The organism is Priestia abyssalis (assembly GCF_002019595.1).
GTDB lineage: Bacteria > Bacillota > Bacilli > Bacillales > Bacillaceae_H > Bacillus_BA > Bacillus_BA abyssalis.
Window position 1 is genome coordinate 2627591 of sequence record NZ_KV917369.1, and the last position, 23499, is coordinate 2651089.

Annotated in this window: 23 protein-coding genes and 1 pseudogene; 10 read left to right on the top strand and 14 right to left on the bottom strand. The window is 39.8% G+C overall.

Annotated features, from left to right (window positions below; genetic code table 11):
- The first annotated feature begins 350 nt into the window (after window positions 1-350).
- The 4 genes from BK575_RS12400 to BK575_RS12415 all read left to right on the top strand — a co-directional run bounded on the left by BK575_RS12400 (window position 351) and on the right by BK575_RS12415 (window position 4098).
- Window positions 351-2024, top strand: a complete 1674-nt coding sequence (locus BK575_RS12400; protein ID WP_078410653.1) for a sigma-54 interaction domain-containing protein — start codon at window positions 351-353, stop codon at window positions 2022-2024.
- Window positions 2025-2255: 231 nt separating this feature from the next.
- Window positions 2256-2528: a (2Fe-2S)-binding protein gene (locus tag BK575_RS12405; RefSeq protein ID WP_078410654.1), complete on the top strand. Its 273-nt coding sequence runs from the start codon at window positions 2256-2258 to the stop codon at window positions 2526-2528.
- Window positions 2525-2857 carry a (2Fe-2S)-binding protein gene (locus BK575_RS12410; RefSeq protein ID WP_078410655.1) on the top strand — a complete coding sequence of 111 codons (333 nt, stop codon included), beginning with the start codon at window positions 2525-2527 and terminating at the stop codon, window positions 2855-2857. The genes BK575_RS12405 and BK575_RS12410 overlap by 4 nt, the downstream gene beginning before the upstream one ends.
- Window positions 2854-4098 (top strand): NAD(P)/FAD-dependent oxidoreductase, encoded by a 1245-nt coding sequence (locus BK575_RS12415; RefSeq protein WP_078410656.1) that lies wholly within the window; start codon window positions 2854-2856, stop codon window positions 4096-4098. The genes BK575_RS12410 and BK575_RS12415 overlap by 4 nt, the downstream gene beginning before the upstream one ends.
- Window positions 4099-4444: 346 nt before the next feature.
- On the opposite strand, the gene speB is transcribed toward BK575_RS12415, so the two are convergent.
- The 5 genes from speB to BK575_RS12440 all read right to left on the bottom strand — a co-directional run bounded on the left by speB (window position 4445) and on the right by BK575_RS12440 (window position 11316).
- Window positions 4445-5443: an agmatinase gene (speB, locus tag BK575_RS12420; RefSeq protein WP_078410657.1), complete on the bottom strand. Its 999-nt coding sequence runs from the start codon at window positions 5441-5443 to the stop codon at window positions 4445-4447.
- 25 nt (window positions 5444-5468) lie between these two features.
- The gene (locus BK575_RS12425) at window positions 5469-6941 is read right to left on the bottom strand and encodes an aldehyde dehydrogenase family protein (RefSeq protein WP_078410658.1); all 1473 of its coding nucleotides are present in this window, start codon (window positions 6939-6941) and stop codon (window positions 5469-5471) included.
- Between the two features lie 182 nt (window positions 6942-7123).
- Window positions 7124-8305, bottom strand: a complete 1182-nt coding sequence (locus BK575_RS12430; protein ID WP_235867378.1) for an iron-containing alcohol dehydrogenase — start codon at window positions 8303-8305, stop codon at window positions 7124-7126.
- 19 nt (window positions 8306-8324) lie between these two features.
- Window positions 8325-9797 carry an aldehyde dehydrogenase family protein gene (locus tag BK575_RS12435; RefSeq protein ID WP_078410660.1) on the bottom strand — a complete coding sequence of 491 codons (1473 nt, stop codon included), beginning with the start codon at window positions 9795-9797 and terminating at the stop codon, window positions 8325-8327.
- Window positions 9798-9933: 136 nt separating this feature from the next.
- Window positions 9934-11316 (bottom strand): APC family permease, encoded by a 1383-nt coding sequence (locus BK575_RS12440; protein WP_078410661.1) that lies wholly within the window; start codon window positions 11314-11316, stop codon window positions 9934-9936.
- Window positions 11317-11441: 125 nt separating this feature from the next.
- Here BK575_RS12440 and BK575_RS12445 point away from each other — a divergent pair, with 125 nt between their 5' ends.
- The gene (locus BK575_RS12445) at window positions 11442-12272 is read left to right on the top strand and encodes a MerR family transcriptional regulator (protein WP_204524862.1); all 831 of its coding nucleotides are present in this window, start codon (window positions 11442-11444) and stop codon (window positions 12270-12272) included.
- A gap of 1031 nt (window positions 12273-13303) precedes the next feature.
- The gene (locus tag BK575_RS12450) at window positions 13304-13744 is read left to right on the top strand and encodes a hypothetical protein (protein ID WP_078410663.1); all 441 of its coding nucleotides are present in this window, start codon (window positions 13304-13306) and stop codon (window positions 13742-13744) included.
- On the opposite strand, the gene BK575_RS12455 is transcribed toward BK575_RS12450, so the two are convergent.
- The 3 genes and pseudogenes from BK575_RS12455 to BK575_RS29595 all read right to left on the bottom strand — a co-directional run.
- Entirely contained in the window at window positions 13739-14002 is a 264-nt protein-coding gene (locus tag BK575_RS12455) for a hypothetical protein (protein ID WP_139368024.1), read from the bottom strand. The genes BK575_RS12450 and BK575_RS12455 overlap by 6 nt on opposite strands.
- Entirely contained in the window at window positions 13986-14549 is a 564-nt protein-coding gene (locus BK575_RS12460) for a DeoR/GlpR family DNA-binding transcription regulator (RefSeq protein WP_078410665.1), read from the bottom strand. Before BK575_RS12460 ends, BK575_RS12455 begins: the two co-directional genes overlap by 17 nt.
- Window positions 14550-14603: 54 nt before the next feature.
- Window positions 14604-14675: pseudogene (locus BK575_RS29595) on the bottom strand (DeoR family transcriptional regulator); the annotation flags it as partial.
- 79 nt (window positions 14676-14754) lie between these two features.
- On the opposite strand from BK575_RS29595, the gene BK575_RS12470 reads away from it, so the two are divergent.
- The 3 genes from BK575_RS12470 to BK575_RS12480 all read left to right on the top strand — a co-directional run bounded on the left by BK575_RS12470 (window position 14755) and on the right by BK575_RS12480 (window position 17251).
- On the top strand, window positions 14755-15483 hold the full coding sequence (locus BK575_RS12470; protein ID WP_078410666.1) for an ABC transporter ATP-binding protein: 729 nt from the start codon (window positions 14755-14757) through the stop codon (window positions 15481-15483).
- On the top strand, window positions 15483-16511 hold the full coding sequence (locus BK575_RS12475) for an ABC transporter permease (protein ID WP_078414765.1): 1029 nt from the start codon (window positions 15483-15485) through the stop codon (window positions 16509-16511). Before BK575_RS12470 ends, BK575_RS12475 begins: the two co-directional genes overlap by 1 nt.
- Before the next feature lie 89 nt (window positions 16512-16600).
- Window positions 16601-17251 (top strand): TetR/AcrR family transcriptional regulator, encoded by a 651-nt coding sequence (locus tag BK575_RS12480; RefSeq protein ID WP_078410667.1) that lies wholly within the window; start codon window positions 16601-16603, stop codon window positions 17249-17251.
- 130 nt (window positions 17252-17381) lie between these two features.
- Here BK575_RS12480 and BK575_RS12485 read toward each other — a convergent pair whose 3' ends face one another.
- Window positions 17382-17657, bottom strand: coding sequence for a WGxxGxxG family protein (locus tag BK575_RS12485; RefSeq protein WP_078410668.1), 276 nt, complete (start codon window positions 17655-17657; stop codon window positions 17382-17384).
- A 628-nt stretch (window positions 17658-18285) separates the two neighbouring features.
- On the opposite strand from BK575_RS12485, the gene BK575_RS12490 reads away from it, so the two are divergent.
- The gene (locus BK575_RS12490) at window positions 18286-20385 is read left to right on the top strand and encodes a TerD family protein (RefSeq protein ID WP_078414766.1); all 2100 of its coding nucleotides are present in this window, start codon (window positions 18286-18288) and stop codon (window positions 20383-20385) included.
- 101 nt (window positions 20386-20486) lie between these two features.
- Here the strand turns inward: BK575_RS12490 and BK575_RS12495 are convergent, their stop codons facing one another.
- The 5 genes from BK575_RS12495 to BK575_RS12515 all read right to left on the bottom strand — a co-directional run bounded on the left by BK575_RS12495 (window position 20487) and on the right by BK575_RS12515 (window position 23370).
- Window positions 20487-20915, bottom strand: coding sequence for a ferritin-like domain-containing protein (locus tag BK575_RS12495; protein WP_078410669.1), 429 nt, complete (start codon window positions 20913-20915; stop codon window positions 20487-20489).
- A 91-nt stretch (window positions 20916-21006) separates the two neighbouring features.
- Window positions 21007-21531, bottom strand: coding sequence for a hypothetical protein (locus BK575_RS12500; RefSeq protein WP_139368025.1), 525 nt, complete (start codon window positions 21529-21531; stop codon window positions 21007-21009).
- A gap of 138 nt (window positions 21532-21669) precedes the next feature.
- A complete protein-coding gene (locus tag BK575_RS12505) occupies window positions 21670-21957 on the bottom strand; it encodes a hypothetical protein (RefSeq protein WP_078410670.1) in 288 nt (95 codons plus the stop codon).
- Between the two features lie 123 nt (window positions 21958-22080).
- On the bottom strand, window positions 22081-22347 hold the full coding sequence (locus BK575_RS12510; RefSeq protein WP_139368026.1) for a hypothetical protein: 267 nt from the start codon (window positions 22345-22347) through the stop codon (window positions 22081-22083).
- A 36-nt stretch (window positions 22348-22383) separates the two neighbouring features.
- Window positions 22384-23370 carry a DMT family transporter gene (locus tag BK575_RS12515; RefSeq protein WP_078410672.1) on the bottom strand — a complete coding sequence of 329 codons (987 nt, stop codon included), beginning with the start codon at window positions 23368-23370 and terminating at the stop codon, window positions 22384-22386.
- Window positions 23371-23499: the final 129 nt, after the last annotated feature.

Consider the following 23499-nt stretch of genomic DNA (forward strand, 5'->3'; position numbering starts at 1 on the left):
GTGTGCCAACTAAAGTAAAACTTCCAAAATGGGGCATCATTTCATCCCCACTAATGGTTAAGTCCAGGTGGCCGAGACGCTGAAACGAACAAGAAGGCTTTGGAAGTAAAGGCAATTACACAAAGGAAAAACGATAACCTTTAGAGGACCAGGCGTTTTTTAATCACTTTTCTATTATTAGGCATTTATGGATAGTTCCCCTAATTAGCTCCCTCGATTTCTAGAAGTAAAAGTTTTACTTTTCTTTAGTGTGAGGTAAAATAAATTGTAAAAATTTTTTGAATTCTTCACGAAAAAGTGTACAATTTTCTTTACAGTGTTAATAATTTTTTACAGTCTGGGAGGGTATCATGGCATTCTCATTACCGTCAGTGAAAGAAATTATCAAACAGCTTCTAGTAGATACACCGTTCGATAAATATCACATTGAACAGAAAAACGATGAATTTTATTATCGTTCAACAGCCAAAACACCTGAGCTTCCATGCAAGGTCATATATGAGGAGGATTCATTCTTCACCTTGATTCAGGCGTTTAATCACCATTCCGCAGCTGTTGTTCTTGATACAAACAAAAATCCTGCAGGCTGTATAACAGCCGCACAAATGATTAGTTTTCTTTATAACTCTTACAATCAATTAAAGGCATTTTATGAAACTGTCACCCAAACAATAGATGCCTCAGTCACGGTCATAGACAATAACGAGCACGTTTGCACATGGACAAAAGGCGCAGAAAAAATTTTCTCAGTCAACCATCCAGATATAATTGGCCGGCCGATTACCGATTTTTTTGACTATCAAAAACTAGAAATCTTGCAATCACTGCATGAAGGGAAAAGCATTGTAGGCCAGCACCATCAGGCTCGATCTGATTTATTTGTCTTAATTAACTCTAGCCCGGTTTATTTTAATGGCCAGATTATCGGTGCAGTCGTTTCAGAAACAGATGTCACGAATCAAGTCGTGCTTAATGAAAAATTATTTAATATGTCCAGCGAAGTACACCGTTTAGAACAAGAAGTAGCAAAGTATAAGGACTCATCTGATCCCTTTAATTCCATTAAAGGAAAGAGTGCTTCCCTACAAAGAACCATGCATTTAGCTAGAAAAGTATGTTCTGTTAAATCAACAGTTCTTATATTGGGCGAAAGCGGTGTCGGAAAAGAAGTATTTGCTAAAGCTATTCATGAAGCGAGTGAAAAACTAGACGCACCATTTATTTCAATTAACTGCGGTGCGATACCGGCTTCTTTATTTGAAAGTGAATTATTCGGATATGAGCGAGGGGCTTTCTCTGGTGCTGACAGTAAAGGAAAAAAGGGAAAAATAGAACTGGCAAGAGGAGGTACATTATTTCTTGATGAAGTAGGCGAAATGCCGCTCGACATGCAGGTAAAGCTTCTGCGCGTACTGCAGGAGCGAAAATATTATCGTGTCGGCGGAGAGAAAGAAATTAATATCGACTTTCGTATTATCGCTGCCACAAATCGTGATTTACAAGAGCTAATAAAAGAAGGGAAGTTTCGTGAAGATTTATATTATCGCTTGAACGTAGTCAGTTTACATATCCCTCCTTTAAGAGAGCGAAAAGAAGATATTATTGAATTAACTCATCATTTTTTAAATGATTTTTCATCGAGCTACCGGCGGCCGATTCATGAATTATCTCCAGAAGTCATACATGAACTGCTTCGGTATGATTGGCCCGGCAATATTCGCGAACTTCGCAATATCGTTGAACGGCTTGTCGTATTCGCGACAGACGGTGTAATAAAAAAAGACTATTTGCCCTTTATTCCAAACAGTATCAGCGATGACAACATCCTAAAGATTATACCTAATGTACTTGAAGAAAGGGATTTCACCATTTTACCGCTGCAAGAAGAAATGGATCAACACGAGAAAAAAGTAATTGAAAGAGCGTTACAGATTTTAGATGGAAATAAATTAGAATGCGCGAAACAACTTGGCGTCACAAGAACCACTTTATACAACCGCTTGAAGCGCCTTGGCTTAAAATAATCCTCTTCCTCCTCTAAGTTGGCACGTTTTTTGCATAATATTTTTATAAGCGTGTGTTCAAAAAGGAGGACAAAAAGGACCGAGAAGTTCAAGGAAGCGCCGCTTTGAGCAACGGAGCGTATGAAGTTAATACGTGAGTAGCGGAAAAGCAAGCTGACGCCGAAATTCGACAGTCATTTTTCCCGGACTTTTTGAACAACTTCTATAAAAGAACATGGAGGAGGAATTCAAATGGCTAACAAAGAGAGCATGATTATTTGCCGTTGTGAAGAAGTTACTTACGGGCAACTTCAGTCAACAGCAGATGAACATAAATGCACAGCAAGAGAGCTAAAATTAAGAACGAGGGCCGGAATGGGCTTTTGTGGAGGCCGCACATGCAGGCTGACATTAGACAGGATTATTGAAAGTGTCATCCCTAATGTATCACCTGGTGAAATCCCGTTAAAATACCAGCCCCCCATTCGGCCGGTGACATTTGGAACGGTAGGTGAAAATCAATGACTCGAATAATGGAGCATCCTATTTTAGGGGACTTAGATAATAGAGAACGTATTTCCTTTCAATTTGATGGAGTTAAATATGAAGCGTATGAAAATGAAACGATTGCTGCGGCTCTTTTGGCAAATGGAATAAGAAAACTGCGTGTTCACGAAGATAGCGGGACACCTAGAGGTATCTATTGCAACATCGGCCACTGCTTAGAGTGCCGTGTCACTGTCAATGATCAAGCAAACGTAAGAGCCTGCTTAACGGTTGTAGAAAAAGATATGATCGTTGAAAGCGGCAAACAGCATCCGAATATTGTCAGAAGGATGGTGGAAAAGCGATGATGGATGTAATTGTGATTGGAGGAGGCCCAGCTGGACTAGCAGGAGCGATTGCCTGTGCAGGCTTCGGTCTCAAAGTGACCGTCATTGATGAATTTATAAAGCCAGGCGGCAGATTGCTCGGACAACTTCATCAAGAACCTTCTGGTGAATGGTGGAATGGAATGAAAGAATCAGAACGCCTTCATCAAGAAGCGAAAAAATTATCAGTCGATATCCGTTTCGGTGTATCCGTTTACAACTTAGAAAAAGAAGATCACCTGTGGAATGTGCATACGAACTTAGGTACGCTAACAGCACCATTTGTACTAGTGGCCACCGGAGCCGCCGAGTACCCTATCCCACTGCCCGGCTGGACCCTTCCTGGTGTCATGTCGGTCGGTGCAGCTCAAGTAATGACGAATGTTCACCGTGTCCAAGTTGGCAAAAAAGGGATCATTATCGGAGCCAATATTTTAGCATTTGCTATTTTAAATGAGTTACAATTAGCTGGAATAACGGTTGATCGGATTGTACTTCCAGAAAAGAGTGCTCTTAGCCAAAAAGCGGGTGAACCTGGGGAGGTTATGGAATCGCTCTTAAACGCTGCTCATCTTGCCCCATCGCCGCTATTACGTATCGGGGGCCGTTTCATGAAAAATGACTGGATCAGAAAAATCGGTTTAAACTTTTATCCGAAAAATGGCATAAAAGTGAACGGTACCTCTCTCCAGCTTCGTAAAGCAGCGCTCGAAATTGTCGGGAACGATCAGGTCGAAGGAGTTCGCGTCGCTGATATTGATGCTAATGGCAATATTGTTGCCGGGTCTGAAACAATTTACGAAGCAGATTTTGTCTGTATAGCAGGCGGCTTGTATCCGCTGGCAGAGCTTGCCGCTGTCGCTGGCTGCCCGTTCCAATACATCCCTGAACTCGGCGGTCATGTGCCCCATCATTCAGAAACGATGGAAACCCCTCTTGCCGGACTATTTGTAGCTGGTAATATCACCGGTATCGAAAGCGGCAAAATTGCTATGGCCCAAGGAACTATTGCAGGCCTATCCATTGCCAAACATGCCGGAAAAAGGTTGGACACAATGGATCAGCAGCTGCAACAAGCTATACAAAATGTCCGCGCTGTCCGCAGGCAAGCCGCAATCCAATTTAATCCTGAGATTGATAGTGGCAGAAGCAAAATGAACGAGCTTTGGGAAAGTCTCTATTCAACTAACAGCATCGGGAAGGCCCCAAAAAAGATTGTGTAGTTATTAGAAGAGGCGACTAACACCGTTTATCCCGCATTAACAGGCAGTAAGAGCCCCACTGATGGAAGTTTCCTTTATCCATAGGAGGTGAGAACTTTTATTTTGAGAAGGAATCAGTTCCTCTTTTCACCTCCTTCACATGGCGCTCCATTTTGTAAATTTCATTGAAACCAAAGACCAGCTGTTGAGAACGCAGCTGGTCTTTGGTTTGCTTCGATCTTTGGTTCGAAAATAAATAAACATAGTAGTAATCAATTATCTAAGGAAGATAATAATGATTAAATATTTTTTACATCCATATTTCGATATGAATCTTTCTCTTCAAATACCCGCTGTTTTTTATAGATTACGAGAGAATTTCTTCTTTTTCTTTGCCGTCTTCTTTTTTCCCTTTTTTCTCTTTTTCTTTTAAGACATAGCTGAGCAAATCCAATAAAATACGGGCCGCTACTTGTCCAGTTATACCAGTAGGATCATACGGAGGGGCTACTTCGACTAAGTCAAAACCGATGACTTCTCCTCTTCTCGCAATCCCTTCGAGCAATTCATTAACCTCATCGTAAAGCAGGCCTCCTGGAGAAGGTGTACCTGTTCCTGGAGCGATCGACGGATCTAGTCCATCAATATCAATAGTCACATAATATTTTTCTCCTGCCGGGATTTGCTCCAACACTTCTTTGAGTCCCATCTTTCTCATTTGGCGCGGCGACAAGATCACACTGCCGTATTCTCTTGCTGCATCAACGTCTTCTTTTTTACTGCTGCTGATACCTCGGATGCCGAACTGAAAGATTCTCTGAACATGATCCAATTCAGATAAGCGGCGGATACAGTTTCCGTGTCCATAACGCATTCCCGAGCGGTGATCGGCCCAATCTAAATGGGCATCAATTTGAATGACATGAAACGGCCCCAATTCTTCCATCCCTTTGCCAACTGCTGCTGTGATTGAATGATCCCCGCCTAATACGACCGGCATGGCGCCTTTAGAAACAATTTTTCGAATCGCTTCTTCTGTATTCTCATGGCATTGCATAATATCTCCATGAACCATGTCTACATCGCCGCAGTCTACTACTTTCCATTCAGGTCCAAGGTACATCATATCGTTTTCAATGTCATAGGCGCCATCCAGTCCGAAACTATATAATGTGGAACCTTCACGGATTCCTCTAGGTCCCATTCTTGCTCCTGATTTCCATTGAGTTCCCATGTCATTGGGCACGCCGATAACAGCTACATCCGCGTCAAGCTGATCCAGATCCGCACATACCGGATATTTTCCAAAAGTGCAGATGCCCGTAAAAGGCAAATTTAGAAATTGTTTTTCGTCACGATTAGACATAAATATTACCTCCTTTTCTCCATTTTTAATGATCAAACCACTTAGTTGGCTCCACTTCTAAATTAATGTTGATTTGTTTTACCTCACTAAACTCATCTAATCCAAACGTTCCTAACCCGCGGCCAATTCCGCTCTGCTTGTAGCCTCCCCACGGCGCTTCATTGAAGGCTAGATTATAGGCATTAATCCATGTAATCCCGGCTCTAATTTTTTTAATCACTCGTAAAGCCTTCGCACCGTCCCCTGAAAATACACCTGCTGCCAGGCCATATGAGGTATCATTGGCAAGCTGGATGGCTTCCTCTTCGTCTTTAAACTTTTGCACAATCAGTACCGGCCCAAAAATTTCTTCTTGAACAATTCTCATATCAGGTTTAGTATCAACAAATATCGTCGGCTCAACAAAATAACCATTTTCAAGCCCATCGCTTGTGATACGCTTGCCGCCGCAAGCTAATGTCGCCCCTTCTTCTATGCCTAGTTGAATATATTTGAGTACCTCATTCATATGGTCTTCACTGACAAGCGCTCCCATTTCTGTAGACGATTGATCACCAGGGCCGACCCGGATCTTTTTCGCTTTCTCTACCAGTCTATCGATAAACTTGTCATGAATGCTCTCTTCAAGCAGCAAACGAGATCCTGCATTACAAACTTGGCCGGCGTTGACAAAAATTCCATATAAAGCATAATCCACGGCTGTTTCAAAGTCTGCATCGGCAAAAACGATATTAGGTGACTTGCCGCCTAATTCAAGTGCAATGTTTTTAATATTTCCGGCTGCTGTTTTCATGATGTTTCTGCCTGTTTCCGTGCTGCCAGTGAACGAAACCATATCGACTTTATCGCTTTCCGCTAGTTCATTTCCTACTGTTCCCCCGCCGCCCATAACTAGGTTGGCAACGCCATTCGGTATGCCGACTTCTTGGATAATCTCAAATAATTTAACCGACGTAATCGGAGTGATCCCGGCTGGTTTAAACACAATCGTATTTCCTGCAGCAAGGGAAGGGGCTATTTTCCAGGCTCCTGTCAGTAAAGGGAAATTCCACGGAGCGATTAGTCCGCATACCCCTACCGGCTCCCGAACAACCATGGCCTGTACAGGACCGGAAACCGGGTACGTTTGGCCGTCGGGTTTAGTGACTAAACCGGCATAATATCGAAAACAATCCACTGCATCCGCAATGTCAAATTCCGCTTCTCTAAGGGGTTTTCCGGTATTCGCTGTTTCAAGCTGGCTAAGCTCAGATGCACGTTCTTCAAGTTTCTCTGCTATTTTATATAAGTAGGAAGCCCGTTCCGAAGCCGGCAGATCTGACCAAATCCCGGAATCAAATGCAGTTCGGGCCGCATCAATAGCCATTCGGGTATCTTCTGCATTTCCCTTGGGAGCCTCCGCAATGACCTTGCCGTTTGCAGAGTTTACAACATTGCTCTTTTGTTTACTTAAAGAATCCATCCATTCACCGTTTATAAACAATTTCAGCTTCAACAATTTGAAAAACCTCCTGTTCGTTATTCTTACTTTATAGCAATCTCATATCCATAAATAGCTAATTATGTACCCGCAGCAAATGTGGGCATACGCATGTTTTCTGTAAACCATGGCGGCTTCCCAATTAAAATTCTCATCAAGTCAGCCGCCGATTCAAAAATTCTTGATCCACATTAATCCAGTTAAATTAACGTTGTGTTTTTCGCCTCATAAGTCTTTTGGAATAATGCCAAATAATCTTCGCGTGTCACTTTTCGTGAATTCGTCTGTGTACATAAATGAACTGCTGCGCCTTCAGCAAGGAATGGGAAATCTTTAGGATTGACATTATTTAAATCTTGAAAATCAGGAATGCCAATTTTACGTGCAAGCTCTTTTAACAGCACAACACCTTCATAGGCAATTTCCTCTTTTGTTTTCCCTTCTTTATTTACTCCAAGCTTTTCAGCTACAATGGCATGTTTTTCAAGGTTTGAAGGAATATTAAATTCAAACACATGCGGAAGGAATATTGAATTTGCTACCCCATGCGGAGTATCATAAAGACCTCCAAGCGGTTCAGCCATAGCATGCACAGCACCAAGATCTGCGTGATTAAATGCCATACCTGCAATTAAACTGGCTATAAGCATATTTCTCCTTGCTTCTAAGTCGTTCCCATTTTCTACAGCTGCAGGAAGATATTTACCAATTAATTCAATTGAATAAAGACTGAGAGCATCTGAAATTGGTTCGGCAATATTGCTGGTATAAGCTTCGATAGCATGTGTAAGTGCATCCATTCCAGTAGCAGCAGTAATAGATTTAGGCAAAGTTAGCGTTAATTCAGGATCCAAAATTGCTAGTTTCGGAGCCAATCTAATGTCAAGTATAGCCTCTTTCTGTTTTGTAACTGTATCTGTAATGACAGAACCTGTTGTAACTTCACTTCCAGTACCTGAAGTTGTTGGAATACAAATAAGTGGAGTGATTTCTCGCTCTAGTAAATTTACACCGTAACGCTCTCTAAGCTCTCCTTCATGGGTTAAAAGTGTACCAATTGCTTTTGCCGTATCCATTGAACTTCCGCCGCCAAGACCAATCAAAAGATCGATTTCCTCGTCTTTAAATTGTTCATAGGCTCTTTGGCAATCTACATCTTTTGGATTAGGAGTAATTTCATCAAAAACCATATAATTGACACCTTCTTGGTCTAACGAATCTGTCACCTTTTGTAAAATTCCAGTTTGCGCTAGTCCTTTATCGGTAATAAGAAGAACCTTTGTTCCTCCTAGTTCTTTTGCTCTTTCCCCAATATTTTCAACTTTCCCGCTCCCAAACTCTATAGATGTAGGAATATTGAAATTAAAATCCCAGATCATCATTAATGTCCCCTTTCAATTTTTAATGATCAAACCACTTAGTTGGCTCAATTTCTAAATTAATGTTGATTTGTTTTACCTCACTAAACTCTTCTAAACCAAAAGTACCTAATCCACGGCCAATTCCGCTCTGCTTGTAGCCTCCCCACGGTGCTTCATTGAAGGCTAAATTGTAAGCATTAACCCACGTAATTCCAGCTCTTATTTTCTTAATCACTCGTAAAGCTTTCGCACCATCCCCTGAAAATACACCTGCTGCCAGGCCATATGAGGTATCATTGGCAAGCTGGATGGCTTCCGCCTCATCTTTAAACTTTTGCACAGTCAGTACTGGCCCGAATATTTCTTCCTGAACAATTCTCATGTCAGTTTTGGTGTCAACAAATATCGTCGGCTCCACAAAATAACCATTTTCAAGCCCATTGCTTGTGATACGCTTACCGCCGCAGGCTAATGTCGCCCCTTCTTCTATGCCAAGTTGAATATAGTTAAGCACCTTATTCATATGGTCTTCACTGACAAGGGCCCCCATTTGTGTTGACGGGTGATTACCAGGGCCGACCCGGATTTTTTTTGCTTTCTCTATCAGTCTATCGATAAACTTGTCGTGAATGCTCTCTTCAAGCAGCAAACGTGATCCTGCATTACAAACTTGGCCGGCGTTGACAAAAATTCCATATAAAGCATAATCCACTGCTGTCTCAAAATCTGCGTCGGCAAAAACAATGTTAGGTGACTTACCGCCTAATTCAAGTGCAATGTTTTTAATATTTCCAGCTGCTGTTCTCATGATGCTTCTCCCTGTTGCTGTGCTGCCAGTAAACGAAACCATATCGACTTTATCGCTTTCCGCTAGTTCATTTCCTACTGTTGCACCACCACCTATAACTAGATTTGCAACGCCATCCGGTATACCGACTTCTTGGATAATCTCAAATAATTTAGCAGTCGTAATCGGAGTTACCTCGGATGGTTTAAACACAATCGTATTTCCTGCAGCAAGAGCAGGCGCTATTTTCCAAGCTCCTGTCAATAAAGGGAAATTCCATGGAGCAATCAATCCACATACCCCTGCAGGCTCCCGAACAACAATGGCCTGTACAGGGCCGGAAACCGGATATGTTTGACCGTCCGGTTTAGTGACTAAACCGGCATAATAACGAAAACAATCCGCTGCATCCGCAATATCAAACTCTGCTTCTTTAAGAGGTTTTCCGGTATTGACTGTTTCGAGCTGGCTAAGCTCAGATGCACGTTCTTCAATTTTTTCTGCTATTTTAAATAAATAGGAAGCCCGTTCTGAAGCCGGTAAGTCTGACCAAATCCCGGAATCAAATGCGGTTCGCGCCGCATCAATGGCCATCCGGGCATCTTCTATATTTCCATTGGGTGCTTCTGCAATGACCTTGCCGTTTGCCGGGTTTACAACATTACTCGTTTGTTTACTTAAAGAATCCATCCATTCACCGTTTATAAACATTTTCAGCTTCAACAATTTGAAATAACCTCCAGTTCATTATTGTTACTTGAACGATCTTACATCCAAAATAGATAGCGCTTTCATTTTTTCCTTGCGTTCGAAATATTTACACCGCCTTCAGTTACATATGCCTTTCAATAGAAAAGACTCATTATAAATCCTCTACCTTTTGAGGAAGAATTTTTTCATCACTATCTTCCATTATCTCTTCATCAAAATGAAACTCCGGAAGGGGCTTTCGAAAAAATTTGGTCATGTAAAGAAGATATGCCAAGCCGCATGCGACCCAGGTGCCTCCAAGGATCAATGCCTCCATTTCTAAATATGACCATAACCACATAGTAAATGCTGCGCCTATGAGCGGTAACAATAGATACCGTATGCAGTCGTTAAAAGAGCGTTTCTGATTTCTTATAAAATAATGGGCGATGACAGATAGATTAACGGATGTAAAAGCAATGAGCGCTCCAAAGTTGATAAACTTGATGACTTGTCCCAGCGTTAACAAAATACCTAGTAAAGAAATGATACCTATCACGATAATGCCGTGTGACGGTGTTTTAAATTTGGGGTGAATATAACCAAATAGATTTTTAGGCAATACAGAATCCCGCCCCATTGCATATAACACACGTGATGCGCTTGTAATGGCAGCAACGCCTGAAGAAAAGTTACCAACAATTACTGCAGTAATAAATAATGATTTGAATAAGTTTCCTCCAACAAGTATCGCGATTTCCATGGCTGCGGAATCAGCGTGTTCGAACGAAAAACCAGGATGCACCAATTGTGCTAAGTAGGAAGAGCCAATGTACAAAACCCCTATAAACAACAGCATGATGATAATAGCTCTTGGGATCGTTTTTTCGGGATCAATTGTTTCCTCTGACAAGGTAGTCAGTGAGTCAAAACCAAGGAAACTGAAACAAAGAATTGAAGCTCCTGCTAAGATGACTGACAAGGGAACATCTGAATTGAAAAATGGTTTACTTGAGAAAAAAGTGCCCGCCCCTACTCCTTCTAGTAAACTTTTCACGGTTAATATCCAGAAAAAACAAACGAAAAGGATTTGAGCAATAACGAAAATTTTACTTGCGGATGCTGATATCGATACACCTAGTATGCTCGGTACCACGATGATCGCAGTCAAAAGGATAATCCACACATAGTGTGGAACCCCCGGAAACACTGCATGTAAAAAGACCGCAGACATCAAGCACGTCACCATAGGTGTTAAGATATAATCAAGCATAATTGTCCAGCCGACAAGAAACCCCACTTCAGAATTAATAGATTTTTGAGTAAATGTATAAGCGGAACCTGAAATAGGGTATGCTTTTGCCATCTTTCCATAGCTGAGCGCTGTAAACAGTATTGCTAGAAATGCAATCATGTATGCACCCGTAATGACACCATGTGAGGTTTCGGCAGCTATTCCATACGTATTAAAAAATACCATGGGGTTATTCCATGCAATCCCTAAAAAAACAACCTGCGACAAAGTAAGTGTCCTAACCAGCTTCTTCCTTTCCATAATCAGCTCCCTCCCATTTATAAAGAGTACTCAGATGATTTTGAATATTATGTATTTTCATTGTAAAGGTTGTTGTTACACAAAGGTCAATAGCTGTATTATAATTTTTTAAGGGGGTGGTTAAATTGAAAGAAAAACTAACCATTGGTGAGATGGCCAAATTACGAGGGATGACTGCGGAGACCTTGCGCCACTATGACCGAATTGACTTATTCAAGCCGCAATATATCGATCCGCACTCGGGGTATCGCTACTATTCTATTTTCCAGTACGAGGTTTTAGGGACCATTAAAGAGCTGCGGCAACTTGGAATGAGTACAGACGAAATAAAGGATTATTTCAATGAACGTAATTTTAGTAAGTCTTTGGATATTCTTAAAGCCAAGCACGCAGATCTTGTTTCGAAGCTGAACGAATTAACTGACTTGGAGGAAAATATTCGGGAAAAGATTGTATACTTGGATCACGTGGCAAAAGAAAAGGAACTTCAAGCGGTTATGTTCCGCGAAATAGGACGCAGAAAGTTAATTACATTGAATGAAAAAATCAATAATAACTTGGAACTTTGTTATGGTGTTATAAGGCTGGAAAATATGCTTACTGAGAAAACACCGATTCTGGCCAGTAACAGACTAGGCATTCTCATTCAGGAAGCTGATCTTAAATCTAAGCGTTTTGAAGAACCATCCGTTATTTTTGTTGTGGCAAAAAGTAAAGAAAAAATACCAAAACAGTACCAAAAGATCGTTCCGGCGGGGTTATTTGCGTGTATCCGCTATAACGGAGAATTATTATGGAATCGAAGTGAAAGCTTAAGTAAAATATTTGATTATCTTGATGAAGCTGGTTATCAAATTACCGGCGATGCGCTGCAAATTATGCACGTTGATATTACGATCACAGATAAACCAAACGAAATTACATTTGAAATTCAAGTTCCCGTTCAAAAGATCTGATCTGTTGGTTCTGGTGCAAAAAATTCAAGATAATTGTAATTAATCTCTAAATCTTGTACATACTGATACTATTAATTTAAAAAGGTGTGTAAGCGGTATAGAAAAACGAAATTTGTTCAAATGAAAGCATAATTGATCGCCCTAACATTATTTTGTTAACAGTAAGATAGGATCCACGATTTCTCGTTTGAAGTGAAAACGTTGCCTCACCTACATAACACAGATATGATACGCTAAGAACGAAGAAAAAGAAGTTCTATGTGTTAGCGCTCACTTTTAACAGCCGTCACAAAAAGCGACAAAAAAGCACACTGAAATAATCAATGTGCTTTTTTGTTGGTCATATACATGTAACCATATATCTAAATAGGCCTAAATGGAATCGAACCATTGACCTTTTAGCTGAAATTAAAGCTTCTCGTTGTTTCATGTTCATACAAGTTTCAAATTTTTACAATTTAAAAACACAGAAAATTTAGTATAATGGAATAAAAGTGAGGGATATGATGGACAAGGTTATTGAGTTTCGGAAGTTTCATAGAAAAAAAAGGTTCCGGAATGTTCTTCGTCTAGTCGCCGTGATATGTATGACGATTGGGGTTGGGATATTTGCCTACGCCGTAATCAATACGGAGATGAACCGTCCTTTGGATATACCTCCATATATTGAAGCAAAACTATAACGAAGAGGCAGCATTCCTAAAGGATGCTGCTTCTTTCATTAGGATGAACAGATGAAAGTCGTCTCACAGTGGATTTTTCTTAAATGAATAAATAATCATGAAAAGTAATTGTAGCATCGATGGAATGTTAATTTTTTGTAATGTTTAGATACTTTTTATAGAAGGGACTTTCACTTTGTTTTATATTATTCATAATCACTTTTATTGCTGTTGCACCATTATATTGGATTTGACAGGGAAATCGATTGGTGATCATTGAACTATTCCAGTTCAAAAACAGTTTTAAGACGATAGCAAGTCATTTTATTTTATCCTACTGGAAATCTCAAAAAAGAAAGGAAAAATTGAATGAAAGAAAACAAAATGATGAATTTTGTATTTCAAGCTGTAGAGTGGGCAGTCGTTTTATTGCTTTTAATCACCATTATTTTTACGTTCAAAGAGTTGGTCTTTCTTTTGATTCATGAAATCCAAAACAATGATTTGTTGGAGCATTATAAATTAATTATTTCAGAAATTTTATTATTAGCTGTTGGAGTAGAAATTGTTATTTTAATTGTCAAAAAAGATATTTATTTTGTAATAGATATTCTTATCTTGGCAACAGCACGAAAATTGATTACATATAATCAAAGTTTTGAAATTTTAATATGCGTCGCGTGTATTTTCTTATTGTTAACTGCAAAAATTTTGAAAAGTAAATTCATGGGACAAGAAGTGAAACAAGAGAGTCTTGTTTTTAATGAAGATTTTGATACAAAAAAGGTAAGAAACCTAGATACCTTATAAAAAAGGACAAAAACAATAAGGTTTATGAAGTGAATTGAAAATATTTTTATCCAAAAATAGACGAGAACACCCCTGCAACTCTTTTATTTTCGGAGCTTGATATTGAATGATTCCTTGTGACAACAGAATCGTTCCCTCTAGAATCGGGTTTCCTTCAACATCCCGTGAAGACATTCTCAAGTGATCGGAAACCCGTATCCAATCCATACCATACTTATCAAACGCATTGTCGAGCAAAATCTCAATAGTCCCCTTCATGATCAGGAACCACAATCACTTCGATCATATGTTTATTTAGCATTTCCTGCATGTTTTTCGATAATTCTTTGTCTGTAATCACTATATCAACGGCATCTAAGTCACACATTTTTTGAAAAAATGTTTTATTAAATTTCGTTGAATCTGCAAGCACAATAACCTGGTCAGAACGCTTAATCATTTCGTTAACGAGGAGGCCCTCCTCCTCAACGGAAGTAGACAGTCCTTCAGAAGAGATGCCGCAAGTACTAATGATGCATTTATTCACCTTATAATCTTGGATATCCCTGATGGCCCTTGACCCATAAATAGCTTGGTGTCTATGGCTTAACGTTCCACCTAACAAATTAATTTTTATATCTTCCCTTTGGCTCAATACACTGGCAATGTTAATCGAATTAGTCACCACAGTATGGTTCCGGCTCGTTAAATACTTGGCTAGAAATTGAACGGTTGTGGAGGCATCCAAGATAAGGCGATCCCCGTTGTTAACCAAAGAAGCTGCAAATTTTCCAATCTTACTTTTAGCTTCCAGTGCCATGTTCATACGCTCACCATAATTATAAACTTCATTGGAAAGCAGAACCGTTTTCGCTCCATCGCGTATTCGAATGATTTTTCCCTTCTCTTCTAGTTTTATTAAGTCTCTTCTGGCTGTACTTTTGGATCTAATTACTCACTTTACAAGGTGAATGAGAGGGTTTATGATTAAAGTGAGTAATCACTCACTTTAATCATAAGAGGTGAAAAGAATGAAACAGTCTAAAGAAATTGTTTCCATTCAGCATATCTCAAAAGCATTTGGGAAACAGCAAGTCTTAAAAGATATTAGTCTAGATATCCATGAGGGCGAAATCTTCGGACTTCTTGGACCTTCAGGTGCGGGTAAAACGACATTAGTAAAACAGCTGGTTGGATTGGATTTGCCAACATCAGGAGAAAACTTTCTTTTTCAAGAAAAAATGCCATCCTTACAGTTAATGGAACGAGTTGGATATATGGCTCAGTCTGATGCACTATACGGGGAATTATCCGCAAAAGAAAATCTTCAGTTCTTTGCGGCCCTTTACGGTTTAAAAGGAAAAAAACAGCAACAGAGAATGAATGACGTGATGGAGGTTGTTCAGCTTACTAATCACATGAATAAGCTTGTCTCTAACTACTCTGGCGGAATGAAAAGAAGACTTTCATTAGCTATATCCCTTTTGCATGAGCCAGACATTCTTATTCTTGATGAGCCAACCGTTGGGATTGATCCCGTTTTGAGAAAAAGCATTTGGGAAGCATTCTATGACCTAAAGAAAAAAGGCACGACGATTATTGTTACCACCCATGTCATGGACGAAGCTGAAAAATGCGATCGATTAGGATTAATGCGAGACGGCCGACTTATTGCAATCGGGGCTCCTAAAGAACTAAAAGATAAAACAAATACATCGACAATTGAAGATGCATTTCTTATCTATGGAGGTGCTGAATGATGCGAATTAAAGCTCTAATCATTCGTATACTGCGGCAAATCGTTCGTGATAAAAGAACGATGGGATTGCTAATATTTGCTCCAATTCTCGTCTTAACGATGCTTCACCTAGTTTTTAATGGCGATGATTATAACCCAAAGGTAGGTCTAGTCAATGTTCCTGAAACTATACTTGATAAAATGGATCTAGACGATGCAACGGTCACTGAATATGACAAAGAAAAGGATGCGAAAGATGACCTATCAAACCAAGAGATTGATGGATATGTACGATTTGCAGGCAACGTTCCTTCCATCGTTCTCGAAGGAAGTGATCCAAGTGTTAATGGAGCTACAGTTAAATGGATACAAACGGCTCTAAAGCCCCTGCAAGGAAATGAAGCTGCTTTTGAACTTGAAGCTGATTATTTACACGGTTCCAATGAAATGGGACAGTTTGATTATTTTGGTCCAGTCCTTCTCGGATTTTTTGTTTTCTTCTTTGTGTTTCTTATTGCTGGAGTATCGTTTTTAAGAGAACGCACAACAGGCACTCTGGAACGACTTCTTTCAAGTCCGTTGCGGAAGTGGGAAATCGTGATTGGATATGTACTTGGCTTTGGAATTTTTACGATGGTTCAGGCCTCAATTATTGCGGCCTATGCCATCTATGTGCTAGGGATGTTGATGGAAGGAGCATTTGGATATGTGCTTTTTATTACCTTACTCCTTTCTCTGACAGCTCTTACTCTTGGAATTTCACTTTCAGCTTTTGCAAATAATGAGCTGCAAATGATTCAATTTATACCGATTATCGTTGTACCGCAAATTTTCTTTTCAGGCTTGTTTAACTTGGACACGATTTCTGACTGGCTTAGCTGGATCGGACCTTTTACACCACTGTACTATGCCGCAGATGCCTTAAGGGATGTTATGGTTAGAGGCTATGGCTGGGATGAGATTCAAATCGATCTTCTTGCATTAGCAGGCTTCTCCATTTTATTTATGATGTTAAACATCCTGGCGCTTAGAAAGTACCGAAAAATATGAAATATGTGAGGTTAAATAAGTGTTAAATTTCACCTTCTGGTAAAAATCCTTTAATATATACTTATCGACAAGGTACAAAGGAGCACAATATGTCTGAACAAGATAAAATGATCGATGAATGGTTTAACCATGAAGAAGGACTAACAGAAAAGCAGAAAAAAATCATAGCTGCCGCGATTGAGTCATTTGCAGAGAAAGGCTATGCTGCAACCTCAACAAGTGAAATTGCCAAAAAAGCTGGCGTAGCAGAAGGAACGATTTTTAGGCATTATAAAACGAAGAAGGAATTGCTTTTATCCATTGTTGCCCCAATGATGGCAAAACTAATTGCCCCCTTTGTGATAAAAGATTTTAATAAAGTGCTGAATCAAGATTATGAACGCTTTGAAGATTTCGTAAGAGCGATGATTGAGAATCGCACAAAATTTCTCATTAACAACATGCAGCTTTTTCGAATCTTAATTCAAGAAATTCCTTTTCAGCCGGAATTGAAAGAACAATTTAAAGAGCATATTGCTACAAAAATATTTGAACGGTTTCAAAAAATCATTGAACATTACCAAGCCATGGGGCAAATCATTGACATGCCGCCTTATAGCGTGATCCGGATGACAGCATCAACGATTTTTGGCTATGTAATCGCGCGATATTTGCTAGTGCCTGAAGCTGAATGGGACGATGAGGCAGAAATTGAAAGGACCGTACATTTTTTAATGCATGGGTTATCGCCGAATCTGTGAATTGACAATAAGGTTGTTTCTAATTTTCCTCCCAAAAACCTCAATCGCATAGATTCAGGTTTTGGGACGGAAAACTTAACTGCTCACCTACTGCTTCCTAAAAAATATTATCTTTAGATGACCTACTTTATTAGCGGATTTCTCCTTCTCTTCTGCGGCGGAGACCCAACAGCCCTACTAATCCCAATAAACCAATCCATTCCCAATTGGTATCGTTATCGGCATTGATGTCTGTTGTTGTAGCGACATTTCGAGGTGTAACCCTAGTATTGTCATAAGTTCTAGTAGCATCATGGTCATACGCTCTGTTCGTATTATTGTAATTATCTTCAGCATGGACAGGCATACCGAGAGCCATTGCAGCCAAAGCGAAAGCACACAAAATAGAGGATAATGTTTTCTTCATGATTTTCCCTCCTTTCTTAACAAGTAATGTCTCCAGCTTTCTTAAGCTCTATTCATGAAGCCGCACATAAAGCCACTTGGGTACTTACCCTTGTTAGCGAACCATTTTTGCAGCAGGTTGTAGCGTTCTTTATCTGTCAGCAATACTTGCTCAAGTGAAGAAGGTATTTCTTCTTATAACAGTTCGATTATTAATGCGGCTTTGTTTAATTTGTAAATGCTGCCGTATGCAGATACAATTAATCCCTTTATTCTACTAAGCTAATACTTGAATTCCCCTCCTCAAACGACTATACTAACAAAGCAGGCTATGACATTCCTTCCTTCTGAACTCATAGTTTTAGGCGAAAATGAGGGATGCCGCTTTCCTGTAAACAAAACATAATTAGGCTATGAAACCTCTTCCTTCTTTCTCTATTTGATTGATTCATGATTTAGAGGTTTCGCTTTCCTAATTAATAGGTTTATAAGATTTCATACTTCTACATAAATCAGGTGATGATAAATTTTTTCTTTTTAATCATAATCCTGATTTTTTTTCATGGACATAAATCATTCATTTCCTATTGAAAGGAGGAAGTCAGGCAATGTCCCTTCTGCTTTACGAGGGTTTGTTGTCTGGCGTTCTCATGAAAAATTCCATTTACATAAGAAGAAAGTTAAAAGTACTTGTCACAAATGGGGAAAGTAAATTGCCCAATGTTTATATAGCGACTGCTTTGAAAAATATCGAAAGCTTAGGCTTTACGTTTTCGCCCTTACTGATGGAACAAGTTCAAACACTCTCCGTTGAGGCCTTCACATCATTTTATAAAGAGCTTGTAACAGAGCTGAAAAAAATGATTGGAGCACATGTTCAATATTCTCCGATGTATCCAAACTTTCCGGAGCAAGTGATGGATATGAGTACTGCCGAGTTATATATAAATGCCAGCATTCATTATGTAACACTGCTTTTACCTGAAACAGAAGCGAAAGAGCGTTTTCCCCTTTTGGATAACGTTGATCTGAAGGTCATTGAATTAGGCAGTGAAGAAGACTTCCATCAAATGATTTCTAATATGATTCGGGCAAACAGCTCTATTTCCTTCATTGACAAGGAAGATATAGAATGGGCGATTGCCAATATAGAAGATGTATCCCTTTTCTTGCCTAATGCGATTCCTCATAAGGAAAATATGTCTTTTGTCGTCGGCACGCTGTTAAAATATAAAAAAGCATCAGCACATACCGTTTCTCCATATTTTAAAACGGCGACAGATGTGCTGCGTTTGGCGGTTGCTTTGTCTGAGGGAGATGTAAGCTTGGCATCCTCGACCCGCTTCAAAAAGTTTAAACGAGCAGAAAGACGCTTTCTGTTAGGATTATTGGAGAACTGCGAAAACATTACCGAAGATATGCTTCGCTATAGAAACCGCTGGATTCGCTTAGGTGAAATTCTTCACCCGGCGGAGTATGAAACCCGTTTTCCAAAAGCGAACCATGCATTTAACATTATTCGCAACAATCTTGCATTTGAAACGTTTAATGGAAAAGTAGAAGCCGCCCTGCTGAACCGTGATGTGCTGACGGCGAAAACGCTTTTAATGACTCGGCCGGGAGAATTTGCCCGCCGCTTGGATCATTTGCTTCGCTTATGCGGTACTGAGGAACATGAGGTGTCCAGTATTCTCGAAGGCTTTCAAAGTGTAATGGGGACGGTTTCCACCCCTGTCCTGCTTCAAGTGATGGCGCACTTCAAACACCGGCATGACCACAGCGAGCTTCGAACCTTTTTCCCTAAAGGAAACGTCGCCAAAGCGGTCGGCATTGAACATACACTCCCGCTTATTTCGGAACATAGTTGCTTAGCCGTTGTCAGTATGTGCGAAGAGGCGTTAAAAACTCGTTTTGCGAAACTTCCCGGCTTAGGAAAAGTATTTTTGGCCGAACAATTAAAACAGTATATCGTCCCCTTCTCTCAACGTTCCGCAAGTAAAGCGCTCCGCACATTAGTGAGAGGCAGCAAAGTAGATTTGCCGGAAGGAGATGTCCTCCGTTTCTTTTTATGGTGGAAGGAAGGATATGTGAACGGCGAGCATACAGACCGTGTCGATATTGATTTATCTGCTGTCATATACGATGAAAATTGGCACTATAAAGAACATATTTCCTTCACGAACATGCGCTCAAGAAAATTTAAGGCATACCATAGCGGCGACATTACGTCTGCGCCGAACGGAGCGGCTGAATTTATTGATCTTGATACCGAGGCTGTATCGAAAAATGGCGGACGTTATGTAATCATGTCGCTGCATTCCTACACACATCAGCCGTATAAAGATTTACCAGAATGCTTTTTCGGCTGGATGGTTCGTCAGCACCCTCGTTCAGGTGAAATCTTTGAGGCTTCTACTGTGCAAAATAAAATGGACATCACGGCAGACACACAAATGTGCATCCCTGCCATTGTAGATTTGCAAGAGCGAAAAGTCATTTGGACAGACTTGTCCCTTACAAGAGATCTTGAATATGACAATACAATCGAGGCCAACCAAACAGGCATGGTGCTAGTCGGCAAATCAATGACGACTTTAGTGAAGCCGAACTTATATGACCTATTCCGCCTGCACATGGAAGCACGGGGTGAACTGGTTGAAAACATGGATGAAGCGGACACTATTTTCTCATTGGATAAAGGGATGACCCCTTTTGACATTGAAGCGATTTTGGCTGAGTACATTGCCTAAACAGCCCGTTTTACAATCTCGATAACTGGACGAACGAAGTCCCCGTCACGAAATCATGATGCTGCTTGATTTTGATAACGGGGACTTTTAATAATGGCAAACTATTGAAGGAAACGTCTTAATGTTGTCACGTGCTCCCTATCTTTATCCAATATTTCCTCAATTAACTGTTTACTTTCAGGATCTAAATCACCCTTAACAATTTCTTCAGAGACTTCAATTCCGTAATAGCTCTCTCCTTTTAAAGCACTCTCTATTAAACCCTCCGTATCATCCGGTATCATGAATTTGCCGATAAAGCCTTGAACAGAACCGACTACTCCTTCATCATCAACAGGAGTTCCGCCAAGATTTTGAATTCGTTCGGCTACTTGTGAGGCATGCTGCTTATGATCTTGTTGAATCGCTTGAAACGTTTCTTTTATGATGGGGTCGTTTAGCTTTTTGATGTGGTGTTCATAAGCGTGAATGCCCATATATTGCCCTTTTAAAAATTCATTTAATGTTTGAACAACATGTTTATTCTCCATTAGCCGTCTCCTTTTTGTCGTTATCATTCCAGATCAAATAAAAAATTATGTGTGAAGTGGAAGATGTTCTTTCTACAAGAGAGAGTTTCCTTTATTCACTCTTAATATCCATCACTAATATATCAAATAGCTTACCATCAATATAAACTAAGAGCGCCCACTTCCCTGCTTCGTACAAGACAACATTTGAAGGCATACTCGCATCTGCTTTGTTCACTTTACCGCCTCCGATACCATTTCTTGACCAAGCTCCATCGCTTAAAACGGGACTTATCTTTGAAGTATCCTCGTTATAACCTACGACTGTAAATTCACCTTGATCAATCCCCCAAAAATGCCACAACCACTTTTCTACTTCTTTAGGCTTTAATTCTGGTCCTATTATCCCAAGCTTATTTTTATTGCCGAATATATCGTTTCTTTCGCCTGTGTCAAATTGGATAGCCGTCCTATCCCAATCTATCTTTTCAAAATCTTTCTCCGTTACAAAGCTCGGAATATCTTTTGGCAAACTGAATTTATCTGTATTTGGAACTTCTTGAACCTTTGATGATCCGCAGCCGCTTATAACAAATAGACACAACAAAAATGCTGTAAAAAATATTTTTACTTTCACAAAACGTTCCCCCTTTTTTAAATGATTGTTGTAGGTTATTTCTAACATTAACATAAAATACCAATAAATCTCATAAAAAAATTACTCTATAATTGGAGTGATTTCATTTGAAATACAATCTTTTTTTGTTATTTACTGTCACCTTATCAACATTAATAAGCTAAGCAAATTGCCGCTGTTTGTCGCAACATGAATTCCGTTTAAAACTTCGCTTAGCTGAGTTGTCACTAAATTTGGCTCAGACCAATCATTTTTTTTCTGATGTTCGATTAATCCATCTAGCTCAACCAGCTTTTGCTGTACTTCAGAATAAAACAGTTCTTCGTGCACTACATTCATTTTTAAGTATCCAATAACGAACAAAATAATGAATAGCCCATTTAATAATAAAGAACTTCTAAGAAGAAACTTTTGTTTTTTGCTCATCCTATCCCCCTAAATTCCCCTTTAGCATAACATGGAAGAGTTCGTTAAAAAATAAAAAACACCGATCGATAAAGTCGACCGATGTTTTTTTATTTAGATGCCATTGTCTCAACATGACCATTTCTATAAAGCAATTTCTTCAAAAAATTCTGGATCGATTAACGATAACCCGCTTAAATTCAGAAAGGTCGGCAGCGGACTTTCCCCAATAAAGCCGGATATGCCTTTGCAATGGAAATGAATTTTGCATAGCTTCTTTTTTTGTTTTTTAAGCAAAGCATCAGCTAATTGACGTACCTCTTTAAGAAGTGATTCATACTCCTCTTTATCGACTAAATAGGACGGGTAAATATCCGTTAACATATATAGTTCATATTTGTTTTCTTTCACGGTGACGGTTGCAGTCCAAGCATCATGAAGGTAACATTATTTATATACTTGCCCATAAGCATGCCTCTTTTTTTTAAAGAGGAAGGAGCCTCCCTGCCCTTTCTGATTAACGACGGCTATACCTGCGGCAACAAGGATAAGCGCACTAAAAGTATGGATCGTTAAATGTTCGCCGGGAATGAATAGGGCAGATAAGAAAGTACCGGCTACTGGCACGACAAATTTGTAAAGAGAAACCTCTCCTGCCTTATTGTACTTGAGCAATGAAGTCCACAATGCGAATGCCGCTGCTGATAAAAATGCAGCATAAATGAGTAATACCCAAGCTTTTGGGGTAAACGTCATCGCATTTTTTTCAAGAAATGGTGTCCCGATGATGAGCATGAAAAGCGAGCCGGTGAACATTTGCCAGCCAGTTAAGGCAAATGGATGAATATGAGCAGACAGACGTTTGGATAAAAACGTTCCAAATGCCCCGGCTAAGCCGGCAAGCAGCATAAATCCTTCTCCGAAGAAAGAGAAACTTAGTGAGGAATCCTGACCCCAGTTCGCAATTATAATTCCTCCGAATCCTGTCATCAAACCAAAGATTTTGCGCCAATCTAATCGGTCATCGGAATAAACGAAATGTGCCAGGAACACCACGAAAAACGCGCCGCTTGAGCTTAAAATGGCTGCTTTCATTCCCGATGTATGAGCGAGTCCGTTATAAAAAAAGAAGTACTGCAAGCTCGTTGACAATAGTCCTAAACTAAAAATGGCAGGCAATTGCCGCCAATTCAATTTCAGCGCCTTTCGATCAACGAAGAACATGATTGAAAGCAGTAGTAGAGATGCCATCATAAAACGTATCCCCGCAAAGACAATTTTTGCGGTCAAATCGTTTTCTGACATGCTAAGCTCGCTGTAGCTAACCTTTAAAACAGGAAAAGCACTCCCCCATAAAATGGAACAAAATACAGCGATGATGATGACCCAATATTTATTTATTAAAAATCGATTACCGTTCTTTTGTTGTTTCATATTAGTCAACTCCAAAGTTCTCATCTATTCCCATCCTTCACCATTATACATGACCATCCTTTTAATACAATGAATCAGCTTCAGTTGTTGACAAAACGCAAAAAAACACCGTCCGAAACATTCAGCTGG